This window comes from Klebsiella sp. Q11 (assembly GCF_964241505.1).
Lineage (GTDB): Bacteria > Pseudomonadota > Gammaproteobacteria > Enterobacterales > Enterobacteriaceae > Klebsiella > Klebsiella michiganensis.
The window spans coordinates 129,449-144,847 of the sequence record NZ_CAXSXW010000007.1 but is presented as its reverse complement, the minus strand read 5'-3'; the positions used below and the strand labels follow the sequence as shown (position 1 = coordinate 144,847).

General features: G+C 57.2%; 13 protein-coding genes. 5 read left to right on the top strand and 8 right to left on the bottom strand.

The genetic code is table 11. The features are described 5' to 3' along the window. Nucleotides 1-49: 49 nt before the first annotated feature. The 8 genes from ACESQ2_RS13275 to syd all read right to left on the bottom strand — a co-directional run bounded on the left by ACESQ2_RS13275 (nucleotide 50) and on the right by syd (nucleotide 8,561). Nucleotides 50-1,189 (bottom strand): glycerate kinase, encoded by a 1,140-nt coding sequence (locus tag ACESQ2_RS13275; RefSeq protein ID WP_014226599.1) that lies wholly within the window; start codon nucleotides 1,187-1,189, stop codon nucleotides 50-52. 71 nt (nucleotides 1,190-1,260) lie between these two features. After that, entirely contained in the window at nucleotides 1,261-2,601 is a 1,341-nt protein-coding gene (gene gudD / locus ACESQ2_RS13270; protein ID WP_014226600.1) for a glucarate dehydratase, read from the bottom strand. A 19-nt stretch (nucleotides 2,602-2,620) separates the two neighbouring features. Continuing rightward, nucleotides 2,621-3,961: a glucarate dehydratase family protein gene (locus ACESQ2_RS13265; protein ID WP_224384790.1), complete on the bottom strand. Its 1,341-nt coding sequence runs from the start codon at nucleotides 3,959-3,961 to the stop codon at nucleotides 2,621-2,623. After that, nucleotides 3,958-5,316: a galactarate/glucarate/glycerate transporter GudP gene (gene gudP / locus ACESQ2_RS13260; protein WP_004124361.1), complete on the bottom strand. Its 1,359-nt coding sequence runs from the start codon at nucleotides 5,314-5,316 to the stop codon at nucleotides 3,958-3,960. The genes ACESQ2_RS13265 and gudP overlap by 4 nt, the downstream gene beginning before the upstream one ends. Nucleotides 5,317-5,800: 484 nt before the next feature. After that, the gene (locus ACESQ2_RS13255) at nucleotides 5,801-6,244 is read right to left on the bottom strand and encodes a flavodoxin (protein ID WP_049071690.1); all 444 of its coding nucleotides are present in this window, start codon (nucleotides 6,242-6,244) and stop codon (nucleotides 5,801-5,803) included. A 2-nt stretch (nucleotides 6,245-6,246) separates the two neighbouring features. Then, entirely contained in the window at nucleotides 6,247-7,041 is a 795-nt protein-coding gene (truC, locus tag ACESQ2_RS13250; RefSeq protein ID WP_014226603.1) for a tRNA pseudouridine(65) synthase TruC, read from the bottom strand. Beyond that, nucleotides 7,041-7,370, bottom strand: a complete 330-nt coding sequence (locus tag ACESQ2_RS13245; RefSeq protein WP_014226604.1) for a YqcC family protein — start codon at nucleotides 7,368-7,370, stop codon at nucleotides 7,041-7,043. The genes truC and ACESQ2_RS13245 overlap by 1 nt, the downstream gene beginning before the upstream one ends. 633 nt (nucleotides 7,371-8,003) lie before the next feature. Next, the gene (gene syd, locus ACESQ2_RS13240; RefSeq protein WP_014226606.1) at nucleotides 8,004-8,561 is read right to left on the bottom strand and encodes a SecY-interacting protein; all 558 of its coding nucleotides are present in this window, start codon (nucleotides 8,559-8,561) and stop codon (nucleotides 8,004-8,006) included. Nucleotides 8,562-8,630: 69 nt separating this feature from the next. On the opposite strand from syd, the gene queF reads away from it, so the two are divergent. The 5 genes from queF (at nucleotide 8,631) to ACESQ2_RS13215 (ending at nucleotide 15,297) form a co-directional block, all read left to right on the top strand. Next, nucleotides 8,631-9,476, top strand: coding sequence for an NADPH-dependent 7-cyano-7-deazaguanine reductase QueF (gene queF / locus ACESQ2_RS13235; RefSeq protein WP_004853651.1), 846 nt, complete (start codon nucleotides 8,631-8,633; stop codon nucleotides 9,474-9,476). 111 nt (nucleotides 9,477-9,587) lie between these two features. Beyond that, nucleotides 9,588-10,955, top strand: coding sequence for a nucleotide 5'-monophosphate nucleosidase PpnN (ppnN, locus tag ACESQ2_RS13230; protein WP_004853652.1), 1,368 nt, complete (start codon nucleotides 9,588-9,590; stop codon nucleotides 10,953-10,955). 544 nt (nucleotides 10,956-11,499) lie between these two features. Then, nucleotides 11,500-12,789, top strand: a complete 1,290-nt coding sequence (locus tag ACESQ2_RS13225; protein WP_004124376.1) for an HAAAP family serine/threonine permease — start codon at nucleotides 11,500-11,502, stop codon at nucleotides 12,787-12,789. 50 nt (nucleotides 12,790-12,839) lie between these two features. After that, nucleotides 12,840-14,207: an L-serine ammonia-lyase gene (locus ACESQ2_RS13220; RefSeq protein ID WP_032751051.1), complete on the top strand. Its 1,368-nt coding sequence runs from the start codon at nucleotides 12,840-12,842 to the stop codon at nucleotides 14,205-14,207. A 148-nt stretch (nucleotides 14,208-14,355) separates the two neighbouring features. Continuing rightward, complete coding sequence (locus tag ACESQ2_RS13215) at nucleotides 14,356-15,297, top strand: aliphatic sulfonate ABC transporter substrate-binding protein (protein WP_042945985.1); 942 nt, start codon at nucleotides 14,356-14,358, stop codon at nucleotides 15,295-15,297. Nucleotides 15,298-15,399 lie beyond the last annotated feature (102 nt).

The window sequence follows — 15,399 nt, the reverse complement described above, 5'->3', positions numbered from 1 at the left end:
AGGATGTAAAACGCGAGCCCCGGTCTGCGCTTCGCGACCGGGGAAAAACCTATAATAGCCGGCCCATTTTCAGCACGGCGGCGACGTTTCTCGCCGTCATACGCACGTTTTCGGCGGCATTTTCCAGTGCTTGCTCCAGGGTGCAAACGGAATAAATCACGCTGAATACCGCATCCAGGCCGTGCTGATGCACGACGCCGACGTCAGCCGTCAGGCTCCCGGCAATGCCGATGACCGGCAGGTTGTAGCGTTTTGCCACCCTCGCCACGCCAACCGGCACTTTGCCGTGAACCGTCTGGCTATCGATACGCCCTTCGCCGGTGATCACCAGGTCCGCATCCGCCACGATATCGGCAAGATGGAGCGCATCGGTCACAATCTCAATGCCCGGCCGCAGCTTTGCGCCGCAAAAGGCGTACAGGCCCGCGCCCATTCCCCCCGCCGCGCCGCCGCCTTCAAGATGCAGCACATCAAGTTCTAAATCGCGATGGATAATATCGGCAAAATGGGCCAGCGCGTTGTCCAGGCAGGGGATCATCTCCGCCGTCGCCCCTTTCTGCGGCCCAAATACCGCCGTCGCGCCCTGTGGTCCCGTCAGCGGGTTGGTAACATCGCAAGCGACGTCAATACGACAGCCGGCCAGGCGTTTATCAAGTTCGCTAACGTCGATGCGCGCGAGGCTCTCCAGCGCGCGTCCGCCGGCGGCAATCTGCTGGTTATCTTTGGTCAGCAGTTTCGCCCCCAGCGCCTGTACCATCCCGGCGCCGCCGTCGTTCGTCGCGCTGCCGCCGATGCCGATAATAATTTGCCTCACTCCGGCATCCAGCGCATGGCGAATCAGCTCGCCGGTCCCCCATGAAGTGGTCAGCAAAGGATTTCGCCGCGCCGGCGGTACGCTCTCCAGGCCGCTTGCCGCCGCCATTTCAATAAACGCGCACTGCCTGTCGCCCGACAGGCCATAGAAGGCCTCCACGGGTTCACCGAGCGGACCGGTGACGGTGACCGCAATCCGGCATCCCTGGGTCGCGGCAACCATGGCTTCAACGGTTCCTTCGCCACCGTCGGCAACCGGCAGCTTGACGTACTCCGCATCGGCGTAAATTTCCCGAAAACCTTGTTCTATCGCGGTTGCGACATCCAGCGCACTCAGGCTCTCCTTGTATGAATCCGGTGCGATCACTATCTTCATATGCTGTCCTTAAAATGAACGATTACCCGACGCCGTGCAGGAAACCGGTCCCCGAAGGGACCGGTATTTCTTTAGCGCACCATGCACGGACGCTTGTTATCAAACGTCCAGTTCGGGATCAAATACTGCATGCCCATCGCGTCATCGCGCGCGCCCAGGCCGTGTTTCTGGTACAGCTCATGAGCTTTCATCACCCGATCCATATCGAGCTCCACGCCCAGACCCGGTTTCGCCGGTACCTGTACCATCCCGCCTTTAATTTCAAAGGGCTCTTTGGTCAGACGCTGGTTACCCTCCTGCCAGATCCAGTGGGTGTCGATGGCGGTAATTTTACCCGGCGCTGCCGCTGCCACGTGGGTAAACATCGCCAGCGAGATATCAAAGTGGTTGTTAGAGTGCGAGCCCCAGGTCAGGCCAAACTCGTGGCACATCTGCGCCACGCGGACGGAACCCTGCATGGTCCAGAAGTGCGGATCCGCCAGCGGGATATCGACGGACTGCAGCGACAGCGTGTGGCCCATCTGACGCCAGTCGGTCGCGATCATATTGGTCGCCGTCGGCAGGCCGGTGGCGCGGCGGAACTCCGCCATCACTTCGCGTCCGGAGAAGCCCTGTTCTGCGCCGCACGGATCTTCCGCATAGGCCAGAGAGCCTTTCAGGTATTTGCCAATTTTGATCGCTTCATCCAGCGACCACGCGCCGTTCGGATCGAGGGTCACGCGCGCCTGCGGGAAGCGCTTCGCCAGCGCAACGATGGACTCCGCTTCCTCTTCCCCGGCCAGTACGCCGCCTTTCAGTTTAAAGTCATTAAAGCCATATTTCTCATACGCCGCTTCCGCCAGGCGCACCACCGCATCCGGGGTCATCGCTTCATCATGACGCAGGCGATACCAGTCGCATTTGTCATCGGGCTGGCTCTGATACGGCAGCGGCGTGGCTTTACGGTTGCCGACGAAGAACAGGTAGCCGAGCATTTCCACTTCGCTGCGCTGTTGGCCATCGCCCAGCAGAGACGCCACGTTCACGCCCAGATGCTGGCCCAGCAGGTCAAGCATCGCCGCTTCGATCCCGGTCACTACGTGAATTGTGGTACGCAGATCGAAGGTCTGCAAACCGCGTCCACCGGCGTCGCGGTCGGCGAAAGTATTGCGCACGGCGGTCAGCACGTTTTTATATTCACCCAGCGTCTTACCGACCACCAGCGGGATCGCGTCCTCCAGGGTGGTGCGGATTTTCTCTCCGCCGGGGATTTCACCGACGCCGGTATGGCCGGAATTATCTTTGATCACCACAATATTGCGCGTGAAGAACGGGGCGTGCGCGCCGCTCAGGTTCATCAGCATGCTGTCGTGGCCCGCGACCGGAATGACCTGCATAGAAGAAACAACGGGGGTCGAAAATTGTGCGCTCATAATTTAGTCCTTATTCAAATCAGTGACGGCCGAAAACGGGGCGTTTACGGTCAAAAGTCCATCCGGGGATCAGGTACTGCATTGGGCCTGCGTCATTACGCGCGCCGCCGGGCAGCTTTTTATACGCCTCATGCGCTTTCTGTACCTGCTCCCAGTCCAGCTCAACGCCAAGTCCTGGCGCGTCCGGAACAGCAATTTTTCCGTGCTTAATCTCCAGCGGATTTTTGGTCAGACGGCAATCTCCCTCCTGCCAAATCCAGTGGGTATCGATGGCCGTGGGGTTACCCGGCGCCGCCGCGCCGACGTGGGTGAACATGGCCAGTGAAATATCAAAGTGGTTATTGGAATGGCAGCCCCAGGTCAGGCCCCAGTCATCGCACAGCTGCGCCACGCGCACCGCGCCGGACAGGGTCCAGAAGTGCGGATCGGCCAGCGGAATATCCACGGCGTTCAGCATCACCGCATGGCCCATTTCGCGCCAGTTGGTGGCGATCATGTTAGTTGCCACCGGCAAACCGGTGGCGCGGCGGAATTCCGCCATCACTTCGCGGCCGGAAAAGCCCTGCTCGGCGCCGCAGGGGTCTTCGGCGTAGGTCAGCACATCGTTCAGCCCTTTGCACAGGGCGATGGCTTCATCCAGCAGCCAGGCGCCGTTAGGGTCGACCGTAATGCGCGCATCCGGGAAACGCTTCTTCAGCGCGCGGGCGGTTTCGATCTCCTGCTCGCCGGGCAGCACGCCGCCCTTGAGTTTGAAATCTTTAAAGCCGTAGCGATCCTGCGCGGCTTCCGCCAGCCGCACCACCGCCCCGCTGTTCAGCGCTTCCTGATGACGCAGGCGATACCACGCGTGGCTGCCCGGCGTGCTTTCCAGATAGGGCAGATCGGTCTTCGTACGATCGCCCACGTAGAACAGGTAGCCCAGCACGGTCACCGCATCGCGCTGCTTGCCCGGCCCCAGCAGTTCGCAAACCGGCACGTTGAGCGCCTTGCCCAGCAGATCCAGCAGCGCAGCCTCCAGCGCCGCCACCGCGTTCACCCGCAGTTCGAACGTCCAGGCGCCTTTACCAAAGGTGTCAAAATCCGCGGCCTGGTTGCCTTTATGCACCTGCTGAACCACTTTATTCAGGCGGGCGATTTCCTGCCCCAAAACCATCGGGATCGCCTCCACCAGCGTCTGATAAATCACCTCGCCGCCGGGGGCTTCGCCGACGCCGGTATTGCCGGCGCTGTCGGTAAGCACCACGATATTACGGGTAAAGTACGCGTTATGGGCACCGCCGATATTGAGCAGCATACTGTCCTGCCCGGCCACCGGGATAACCTTCATATCCGTGATAACGGGGCTCAATTGCGTTGTCATGATGATTGTCCTGCCACAGGTTTCAGTTCAATACGCTTAATATCGCCCACCAGAACCAGATAGCTCAGCACCGCCACCAGCGCATGGACGCCCACATAAATCAGCGCGCCGTTAAACGAACCGGTGGTGCCAACGATGTAGCCAATCGCAATTGGCGTCACGATGCCGGAGATATTGCCGAACATGTTGAACAGACCGCCGCTCAGCCCGCTGATCTCTTTCGGTGCCGTATCCGCCATGACCGCCCAGCCCAGCGCGCCGATGCCTTTACCGAAGAAGGCCAGCGCCATAAAGCCGATAATCATCCACTCCACGTTGACGTAGTTACAGAACACCATCACCATCGACAGCAGCATCCCCATCACGATCGGCGTTTTACGCGCGATGTTCAGCGAGCCGGTACGACGCATCAGCCAGTCGGAAATAATCCCGCCGAGCACGCCGCCCGCGAAGCCGCAGATAGCCGGCACCGAAGCGACAAAACCGGCTTTCAGAATGGACATGCCGCGCGCCTGCACCAGATAAACCGGGAACCAGGTGATAAAGAAATAGGTTAAAGCGTTAATGCAGTACTGTCCGATATAGACGCCAATCATCATGCGGGAGCCCAGCAGCTGCTTAATTTGCCCCCATTTTACGCTAAACGGCACCTTGGCTTTGGCCGCCGCCTGATCCATGTTGATCAGCGCGCCGCCTGCGGCGATGTAATCGAGCTCTTTTTGGTTCACGCCCGGATGCTGGTTGGGTTCATGAATGACCTTCAGCCAGACAAAGCTGATGATAATCCCGAGGCCGCCCATAAAGAAGAACACGTGCGACCAGCCCACCTCATGGGTCAGCCAACCCATGATTGGCGCAAAAATAACGGTGGCAAAGTATTGCGCGGAGTTAAAGATAGCCACCGCGGTGCCCCTCTCCTGCGCCGGGAACCACGCCGCGACGATACGGCTGTTTCCGGGGAAAGATGGCGCTTCGGCCAGGCCGACAAGGAAACGCAGGGTAAACAGCGCGACGATAATGCCGAAGCCGCTGAAGATATCGACGAAGCCCTGCAGCAGGGTAAACATGGACCAGATAAAAATGGACCAGAAGTAGACGCGTTTTGAACCGAAACGGTCAAGCAGCCAACCGCCCGGGATTTGGCCGATCACATAGGCCCATGAAAACGCGGAGAAAACATACCCCATGCCAACGGCGTCAAGACCAATATCTTTGGCCATCTCCGATCCGGCAATGGATAAGGTGGCGCGGTCGCCGTAGTTGAAGGATGTGACGATAAACAGCATCACCACTATCCAGTAGCGAGCATTGGTGCGCTTTTCAGCGCCGCTCGCCGCCTGACTTAATGAACTCATTGTTGCACTCCTGAATCATAGCGTTAGCTACGTTCATTCTGAACAGCACAACCTGTAGGGTACTCAGAATGACGTGTTAGTGTTTTTCATTGTTTTCGTTATATCTGGCACTGCATTGGGAACTGGCAGGGAAAGTATAAAAAGAGGGGCTGGCGGGCTCACCGTGCAAATACACAGCTTTCACCGGCTGAGTAAATGTGATTTATGGCGTATGCCTAATGAGATGGGGGATGGTTCACGGAAATGAAAAACCGCGCGCGTTCAGAGGCGGAAACGGCGGTGCAAAAAGCAGGAGTGTGAATCAACTCTCTTGACCCCGTGAAATAGCCCGGTAAAGGCCCTGGCATTACACAGGTTTTAAGGCAAATGCCCGAAGCCAGCCACGTGGAGAATTGGTACGATCTTTTTGACCGTTAATCTGGCTCTGGCATTGAACATCAGTAAAAAAGGAGCGCCCTCTAGTGTAGGGAGAGGGCGAAACTTTTTAATCGAGCAGCGACGCCCACTGCGTTACCCATGGGTTAGAGACGCTTTCGGGTTCCGGATCTTCGCTGGCGTCAATCATCAGCATCTCGCCAACGCGCGTGCCGCCCTGTTCCTGCAATAACGCATCAAACTTTAGGCCGCCGCCGCAGAAGTTAGCGTAGGTGCTATCGCCCAGGGCGATAATCCCATAGCGTAAATGCGGCTGATACATATCTTTGATGCCTTCGTACAAGGGCACGATACTGTCCGGTAAATCGCCCTGTCCGGTGGTCGATGTCACCACCAGCACATATCTACCGCTATACGACTCCCAGTCTTTGACCTCGGGCTCCTCAAAGACTTTCGCCTGATGCCCCAGCCCGCTCAAAATAGCCTGCGCCTCTTCGGCGACCAGGAGCGAATTTCCATACATCGTGCCGACAAAAATTCCGACTTCTGCCATGACTATCTCCCTGAATTGACCTGTATCTCTTCATCCTGACCGCAGTCGTCGGCAAACTCAACCCTTTCATTTAGCGGGAGAAGGCCGCGCCAGCCAAACTGCGACAGCGCGCGCATCCAGACGTCGTCAAGACCGGCGCGAATAACCAACGGTTCGCCGGTAAAGGGATGCGTTAACGAGAGCTGGCTGGCGTGCAGCATCAGCCGATCGCAGCCAAAGTGCGCCGCCGCGCTGCGATTCTGCCGCAAATCGCCGTGTTTGCTATCGCCGATAATCGGATGGCGAAGATGGGCAAGATGGCGACGTAGCTGGTGTTTACGTCCGGTTTTCGGTTCCAGCTCCACCAGGCTATAGCGGGTCGTGGGGTAACGGCCGGTCGCCACCGGCATCTCTACCGTCGCCAGGCCGCGATAATGCGTCACCGCCGGCTGCGGGTCTTTATTTTCGCGGGCAAACTTATCGGCGATTTTATCCAGTTCCTCAACCAGCGGGTAATCAAGCACCGCTTCGTCGTTCAGCCAGCCGCGAGCGATCGCATGATAGCGTTTCTGCATTTGATGCTGCTCGAACTGCTGCGACAGCAATCTTCCCGCTTCGCTCGACAGCCCCATCAGCAGCACGCCGGACGTCGGCCTGTCGAGGCGATGGGCGGTGAACACGTGCTGGCCTATCTGGTCGCGCACGGTCTGCATCACCACCACTTTTTCATCACGATCCAGCCAGCTGCGGTGCACCAGCCAGCCCGATGGCTTGTTCACCGCGACCAGCCACTGGTCCTGATATAAAATCTCCAGCATCAGGCTTCGCCGCCGGCAAACAGCGCATCCAGCAGGACCAGTTCGGCCAGCACCCGCTCGCGCACGGGGTGAGCATTATCCAGAGCCATCTCATAATAGGGCGCAACGGCGAAGTTCTGCGGCAGCGGCGTTCCGCTTTCCAGAAGCTGGTGCATACGCGGAATCAATACCCACTGCAGCCATTCAAGCGGCTCCATGGTGTCGAGGCAAAACGGCTGTTCGCTGGCAAACGCGCGGCTATCGGGGGCACTATCCTGCCAGTGTTCCGTTTCGCGCAGCAGCGCTTCAATGGCGAGCAGGCGCTCGCGCACGCGATGGTCAAGAGTCATGGGAAACCTCGGTGAGTTAAAAACCGGCGCAGAATAGCAAATTCAGACGAGAAATAAAAAAAGGGAGCACTGTATAAAACAGTGCTCCCGGTTCGTTTTGCAGCAATCCAGCTACATTGGTGCTCCCTGCTCGTCCTTGAAAACTTTTCCTGAGGTCTCCTGACCATGTTCATCCATAAACAGTTGCATCCTGCTTTCACACCACCCCGATGCGAAATAACTCATCCTTAAGTCTGTCCTGATCTTCCTGATCCACCGAACGTCCCGCTCGGCTCTCGTTCTCCTTCCTGGAGGTGTCCTTTTACGCAATCCTGCGTTATCCTGCGCTTCATCCTGAAGCCTGTCCTTGCAACGCCATCCTGGCGGGTCCTGCAGAAGCGTCATCATCCTGATGTTCACTTCGTTTATCAACTCCCTGTCGATGTGTATAGAATCCCTGATTCCGCCCTGTCTTACAACCCTTGTTAAGACAATATCTTAAGATTAATCGTCAGTATCCTTAATGAGAAAATCATTAATCACTTGAAAAATATTATATTTCTTAAAATACGCCCCCTGAAGGATCGGCTTAAATGATGACGATCTCTTACAGGTCTTGTAAGAGATCTCTCACAAAAGTTTGGGTACTGTGGATTACAGAACTGGCTTAAGGGAATTAAGGAAACTCGCAAGCGAGGGAGAAAGGGTCGTCCGTTTTCGGGTGCCGAGGGTCTCTTTGATCACTTCACCGCTCATATTACAGACCGAAATGACCTCCAGTTCGCTGTCCAGCGTGGCGATAAACAGCGTGGGCGACAGCTTCAAACGCTTTTGCACCAGCAGATGACCAATCAGATTCTCCTGCACCCGCTGGAAATCATCCGGGCTCCAGGTTTGCAGCAGCGTCATGGTTTCATCGGCAGTTTCATCGGCAAAACGCGCCTGCATATCGCCGGCAAACTGAGTGGTATAATAAGCATGAAGCGGTTGTTGTACCACAATCTCCAGCGCCCGTTCAACCGCGTCAATATTTTGTGCTAATGAAAACGGCTGCGGCTGCCAGAAAACGCCGTCATCATCCGTGCCGTTGACGCACGGCGACGGGATACCGTAAAGCTCTTCGCTGCGCGGCAGGCTGGAGCGCTGCTGCTGCCACGCCTCACAATAACGTTGGGTAAATGCTTGTAGCGCTTCTGCGGTTTGCTGGTCCACCGGTTTCTCTCTTCACGTTAGACAGGATACACTTGGCATATAGTGTAACCGCTTTAACTATGGTGAAACATGTCTTCTTACGATAATCATCAGGCGCTGGCCGGCCTGACGCTCGGAAAATCAACCGATTACCGCGATACCTACGACGCCAGCCTGCTTCAGGGCGTCCCGCGCAGCCTGAACCGCGACCCGCTGGATCTGCACGCCGATAACCTGCCGTTTCACGGCGCCGATATCTGGACGCTGTATGAGCTCTCCTGGCTGAACGCCAAAGGCCTGCCGCAGGTCGCCGTGGGCCACGTGGAGCTCAGCGATACCACCGTAAACCTGGTGGAATCAAAAAGCTTTAAGCTCTATCTCAACAGCTTCAACCAGACGCGCTTTGCCGACTGGCAGGCGGTCGAGGCGACGCTGGCGCGCGATCTCAGCGCCTGTGCGCAAGGAGAAGTGAAGGTAGCGCTGTATCGCCTCGATGAGCTCGAAGGCCAGCCGGTCGCTCATCTGCACGGCACCTGCATCGACGACCAGGATATTGAAATCGATAATTACCAGTTCAGCGCCGATTACCTGCAGGACGCCGCGGCCGGCAAAGTGGTCGAAGAGACCCTGGTCAGCCATCTGCTGAAGTCCAACTGCCTGATTACCCACCAGCCAGACTGGGGGTCGGTGCAAATCCAGTATCGCGGGGCGAAAATCGATCGCGAAAAGCTGCTGCGCTATCTGGTGTCATTCCGCCACCACAACGAGTTCCACGAGCAGTGCGTAGAGCGCATCTTCAATGACATTCAGCGTTTCTGCCAGCCGGAAGCCCTTTCCGTTTATGCGCGCTACACGCGACGAGGCGGTCTCGATATCAACCCATGGCGCAGCAATACCGATTTTGTGCCGGCCACCGGTCGCCTCGCCCGTCAATAGTAAACATTTTCACAATTTGCGCACGTTAACCCGCGCGCAAGGTTGTGAAAACGCCATCAGCAGGGCTATTGTAATCACAGGAAGACGATAATCGTCCTGTAAGGAGTTCACTTGATTACACATGTTAGCCCGCTTGGTTCAATGGATATGCTGTCGCAGCTGGAAGTGGATATGCTTAAACGCACCGCCAGCAGTGACCTGTATCAACTCTTTCGCAACTGCTCGCTTGCTGTGCTCAACTCGGGGAGCCTGACCGATAACAGCAAGGAGCTTCTGTCTCGTTTTGAAAACTTCGATATTAACGTGCTGCGTCGCGAACGCGGCGTGAAGCTGGAACTGATCAACCCGCCGGAAGACGCTTTCGTTGACGGGCGTATTATCCGTTCCCTGCAGGCCAACCTGTTTGCCGTACTGCGCGATATCCTGTTCGTCTACGGCCAGATCCACAATACCGTTCGCTTCCCGAATCTCGATCTTGAAAGCTCGGTGCATATCACCAACCTGGTTTTCTCCATTTTGCGTAACGCCCGCGCCCTGCACGTCGGCGAAGCGCCAAACATGATTGTCTGCTGGGGCGGCCACTCGATTAACGAAAACGAATATCTGTACGCCCGCCGCGTCGGCACCCAGCTGGGCCTGCGCGAACTGAATATCTGTACCGGCTGTGGACCGGGCGCGATGGAAGCGCCGATGAAAGGCGCCGCCGTCGGCCACGCGCAGCAGCGTTACAGAGACAGCCGCTTTATCGGTATGACCGAGCCGTCGATTATCGCCGCCGAGCCGCCGAACCCGCTGGTGAACGAACTGATCATCATGCCGGATATCGAAAAACGCCTGGAGGCGTTCGTGCGCATCGCCCACGGCATCATCATCTTCCCGGGCGGCGTGGGCACGGCGGAAGAACTGCTCTATCTGCTGGGCATTTTGATGCACCCGTCGAACAAGTCGCAGGTTCTGCCGCTGATTCTCACCGGGCCAAAAGAGAGCGCCGATTATTTCCGCGTGCTGGATGAGTTTATCGTCCATACGCTGGGTGAAGCCGCCCGTCGTCACTATCGCATTATCGTTGACGACGCCGCGGAAGTGGCCCGGCAGATGAAAAAAGCGATGCCGATGGTGAAAGAGAATCGCCGCGAGACCGGCGACGCCTACAGCTTCAACTGGTCGATGCGCATTGCGCCGGACCTGCAGATGCCGTTCGATCCGACCCATGAGAATATGGCCAACCTTAAACTCTATCCGGACCAGCCGGTGGAAGTGCTGGCAGCGGACCTCCGCCGCGCCTTCTCCGGTATCGTCGCCGGTAACGTTAAAGAGGTGGGTATCCAGGCTATCGAGAAATTCGGCCCGTATAAGATTCACGGCGACCCGGCAATGATGCGCCGCATGGACGATCTGCTGCAGGGCTTTGTGGCGCAGCATCGTATGAAGCTGCCGGGCGGCACCGCTTACATCCCCTGCTACGAAATCTGTTCCTGAGTTCTCTTCTGCTCTTCTCCCGGGCGGCGGCTTACGCCCCCGGGCTATTTCTCCCCGCCCGGGCCGCACTCTTTCTCCGCTTTTTCGCTTCTCCATTCGCCCGTATGCTTTCCAGATAAATCATTCCTTTTATGAATTTTTAGCATCGCCTTTACAAAAGCCAATCGTTTGCGTTTCCAAAAACTGCAATAAATATCACCAGGAAAAACGCCTTTTAACGTAAAAACGTCGAGAACTTCGCATTTTTACAGTAAAAACCTCGTTATTACGTCGCACCACTATTCTCTCATATGCTGAAAATGATAGCCTCCGCGCCACAAATCTCTGGCTGATCACCAGAAACAGGCTGTTGGACTAAAATTGCTTACATTTAAAGTGGATTATTGCATTTGAGATCGCGATCACTGATGCATTCACCATATAAATGTATCTTCCCGCACCAATTGTTACGGAGAAAATGCCTAAAAAACCGTAAACAAACGAATTTCATATTATTTGGTCTTTTTTATTCAATAGATTTTGTTGCTTCCTCCAGGAGATACAGATGGAAACCACTCAAACCAGCACCATCGTTTCGGATGCTACCCGTAGCGGTTGGCGTAAGACGGACACCATGTGGATGCTGGGCCTGTACGGCACGGCTATCGGCGCGGGCGTCCTGTTTCTGCCGATCAACGCCGGCGTCGGCGGCATGATCCCGCTGATCATCATGGCGATTCTGGCCTTCCCGATGACCTTCTTCGCCCACCGCGGGATGACCCGTTTCGTGCTGTCCGGTAAGAATCCGGGCGAAGACATCACTGAAGTGGTCGAAGAGCATTTCGGCGTTGGCGCAGGTAAGCTGATTACCCTGCTCTACTTCTTCGCCATCTACCCGATTCTGCTGGTCTACAGCGTGGCGATCACCAACACCGTGGAAAGCTTTATGCTGCACCAGCTGCATATCACGCCGCCGCCTCGCGCCATTCTTTCCCTGATTCTGATTGTCGGCATGATGACCATCGTGCGCTTCGGCGAGCAGATGATTGTGAAAGCGATGAGCGTGCTGGTGTTCCCGTTCGTGGTCGCGCTGATGATTCTGGCCTTTTATCTGATCCCGCAGTGGAACGGCGCGGCGCTGGAAACCCTCTCCCTGAGCAGCGCGACCGCGACCGGCAACGGCCTGTGGATGACCCTGTGGCTGGCGATTCCGGTGATGGTGTTTTCTTTTAACCACTCGCCGATCATCTCCTCCTTCGCCGTCGCGAAACGCGAAGAGTACGGCCAGGGCGCAGAGAAAAAATGTTCCAGCATTCTGGCCCGCGCGCACATCATGATGGTGCTGACCGTCATGTTCTTCGTCTTCAGCTGCGTACTGAGCCTCTCCCCGGCGGATCTGGCGGCGGCGAAAGATCAGAACATCTCGATTCTGTCTTACCTGGCGAACCACTTTAACGCGCCGATCATCGCCTGGATGGCGCCGATCATTGCGATGATCGCCATCACTAAATCCTTCCTTGGCCACTACCTGGGCGCTCGCGAAGGCTTTAACGGCATGGTGATTAAATCCCTGCGCGGTAAAGGCAAGTCCATCGAAATCAATAAACTGAACAAAATCACCGCTCTGTTCATGCTGGTCACCACCTGGATTGTGGCGACGCTGAACCCCAGCATCCTCGGGATGATCGAAACCCTGGGCGGCCCGATTATCGCGATGATTCTGTTCCTGATGCCGATGTACGCGATTCAGAAAGTCCCGGCGATGCGTAAATACAGCGGCCACGTCAGCAACGTTTTCGTGGTGATTATGGGCCTGATTGCTATCTCCGCGATTTTCTACTCTCTGTTTAGTTAATATCCCCCGCGCCGCCTGACGGCGGCGCTCCCGACAGCACTGGATGCATCATGATCAGCGTATTCGATATTTTTAAAATCGGCATTGGCCCTTCCAGCTCCCACACCGTTGGACCGATGAAAGCGGGCAAACAATTCACGGACGATCTTATTGAGCGCGGGCTGCTTTCCGAGGTAACCAAAGTCGTCGTCGATGTCTACGGCTCCCTTTCCCTGACGGGAAAAGGCCACCATACCGATATCGCGATTATTATGGGCCTGGCGGGCAACCTGCCGGATACCGTCGACATCGACGCGATTCCCGGCTTTATCCAGGACGTCAACACCCATGGCCGCCTGATGCTGGCAAACGGCCAGCAGGAAGTGGCGTTCCCGGTCGATCAGTGCATGAATTTCCACGCCGACAACCTGTCGCGGCATGAAAACGGCATGCGTATTACCGCCCTCGGCGGCGAGAAGGTTCTCTACAGCCAGACGTATTACTCCATCGGCGGCGGGTTTATCGTCGATGAAGACCATTTCGGCGTGACCCGCGAAGCGCCGGTCGCCGTACCTTATCCGTATAAAAACGCCGCCGATCTGCAGCGCCACTGCCGCGAAAGCGGGCTATCGCTCTCCGGTCTGATGATGCAAAACGAGCTGGCGCTGCACAGTAAAGAAGCGCTGGAGCAGCATTTTGCCGCGGTCTGGGAAGTGATGAGCAGCGGAATTGAGCGCGGCATCACCACCGAGGGGGTTCTGCCGGGCAAGCTGCGGGTGCCGCGTCGCGCCGCCGCGCTGCGCCGGATGCTGGTAAGCCAGGACAACACCAACAGCGACCCGATGGCGGTCGTTGACTGGATTAACATGTTCGCCCTGGCGGTTAACGAAGAGAACGCCGCCGGCGGACGCGTCGTGACCGCGCCGACCAACGGCGCCTGCGGTATCGTACCTGCGGTGCTGGCCTACTACGACAAGTTCATCCGCAAAGTGAACGCCAACTCGCTGGCGCGCTATATGCTGGTCACCAGCGCCATTGGCTCGCTCTATAAGATGAACGCCTCGATTTCCGGCGCCGAAGTGGGCTGCCAGGGTGAAGTCGGCGTAGCCTGTTCAATGGCGGCGGCCGGTCTGGCTGAACTGCTTGGCGGCAGTCCGGGTCAGGTATGCATCGCGGCGGAAATTGGTATGGAGCACAACCTCGGTCTCACCTGCGATCCGGTTGCCGGCCAGGTGCAGGTGCCGTGCATCGAGCGTAACGCTATCGCAGCGGTCAAGGCGGTCAACGCCGCGCGTATGGCCCTGCGCCGCACCAGCGAGCCGCGGGTGTGCCTCGATAAAGTCATCGAGACCATGTACGAAACGGGCAAAGATATGAACGCCAAATATCGTGAAACCTCGCGCGGCGGCCTGGCAATGAAGATTGTCGCCTGCGATTAACGCCCCCCTCCCGGTATGCTGCGGCATGCCGGGCTTCCTTTCCCTGCCCTCCTCCTTCATTTATGTTATATAAATGATAATTTAGTTATTTATTAGTTATAAAGACGATTTGTTACCTTACGGAAAAACCGCTCAAGGAGAACAAATCATGCTCAGATTATCCCGCCCGGCGCTGCTGCTACTGCTGGCAGGCTTATCCGCTTCCGCGCTGGCAAAAGCGCCGGAGACCGTGAATATCGGTTATCAGAAAGCTAATATCTTCGCGCTGCTTAAATATCGCGGCACCCTCGATGAAAGCTTCAAAAAGCAGGGTATCGCCGTCCGCTGGATTGAATTTCCCGCCGGGCCGCAGATGCTGGAAGGGCTGAACGTCGGCAGCATCGACCTCGCCGCCACCGGCGATGCGCCGCCGGCCTTTGCTCAGGCGGCGCAGGCGGATCTGGTCTATTTAGCCCACTCCCCGGCGAACCCAAAAACCGAGGCCATCGTGGTGGCGGAAAACTCGGCAATTAAGAGCGTGGCCGATCTTAAGGGCAAGCGCGTGGGGCTCAATAAAGGCTCCGACGTAAACTACCTGCTGGTGACCGCGCTGGAGAAAGCCGGGCTGAGCTATAAAGATATCACGCCGGTCTATCTGCCGCCTGCTGACGCCCGCGCCGCCTTCCAGCGCGGCGCTATTGACGCCTGGGTTATCTGGGATCCGTTCCTCGCCGAAGTGGAAACGAACGCCAAAGCGCGACAGATTGGCAATGCCGAAGGGCTGGTGCCGCACTACACCTTCTACCTGGCCAGCCGCAAATTTGCCGACACCTATCCGGATACCGCAAAGCAGGTGGTGGATGAGCTGGGTAAACTGAGCGAATGGGCCAACAGTCATCAGGAGGATGCTGCCGGGATCCTCTCCACCTCAACCGGGCTGGATAAGGCTATCTGGCTGAAGACGCTGGCGCGTCTGCCTTATGGTGCCGAGCGTATGACGCCTGCGGTCTATAACGAACAGCAGGCGCTGGCGGATACCTTCACCCGTATCGGCCTGCTGCCGGTGAAAGTCGATGTTCGCAGCGCGACCTGGTCGCTGGATAAGCAGTAAGCCTTCCCTTCCCGGGTCGCGGCACAGGCGCCTTACCCGGGCTACCGGCCCGCAGACGGTGGTGGCCCCGTAGCCCGGACAGGCGCGTCAAGCGCCGCCTCC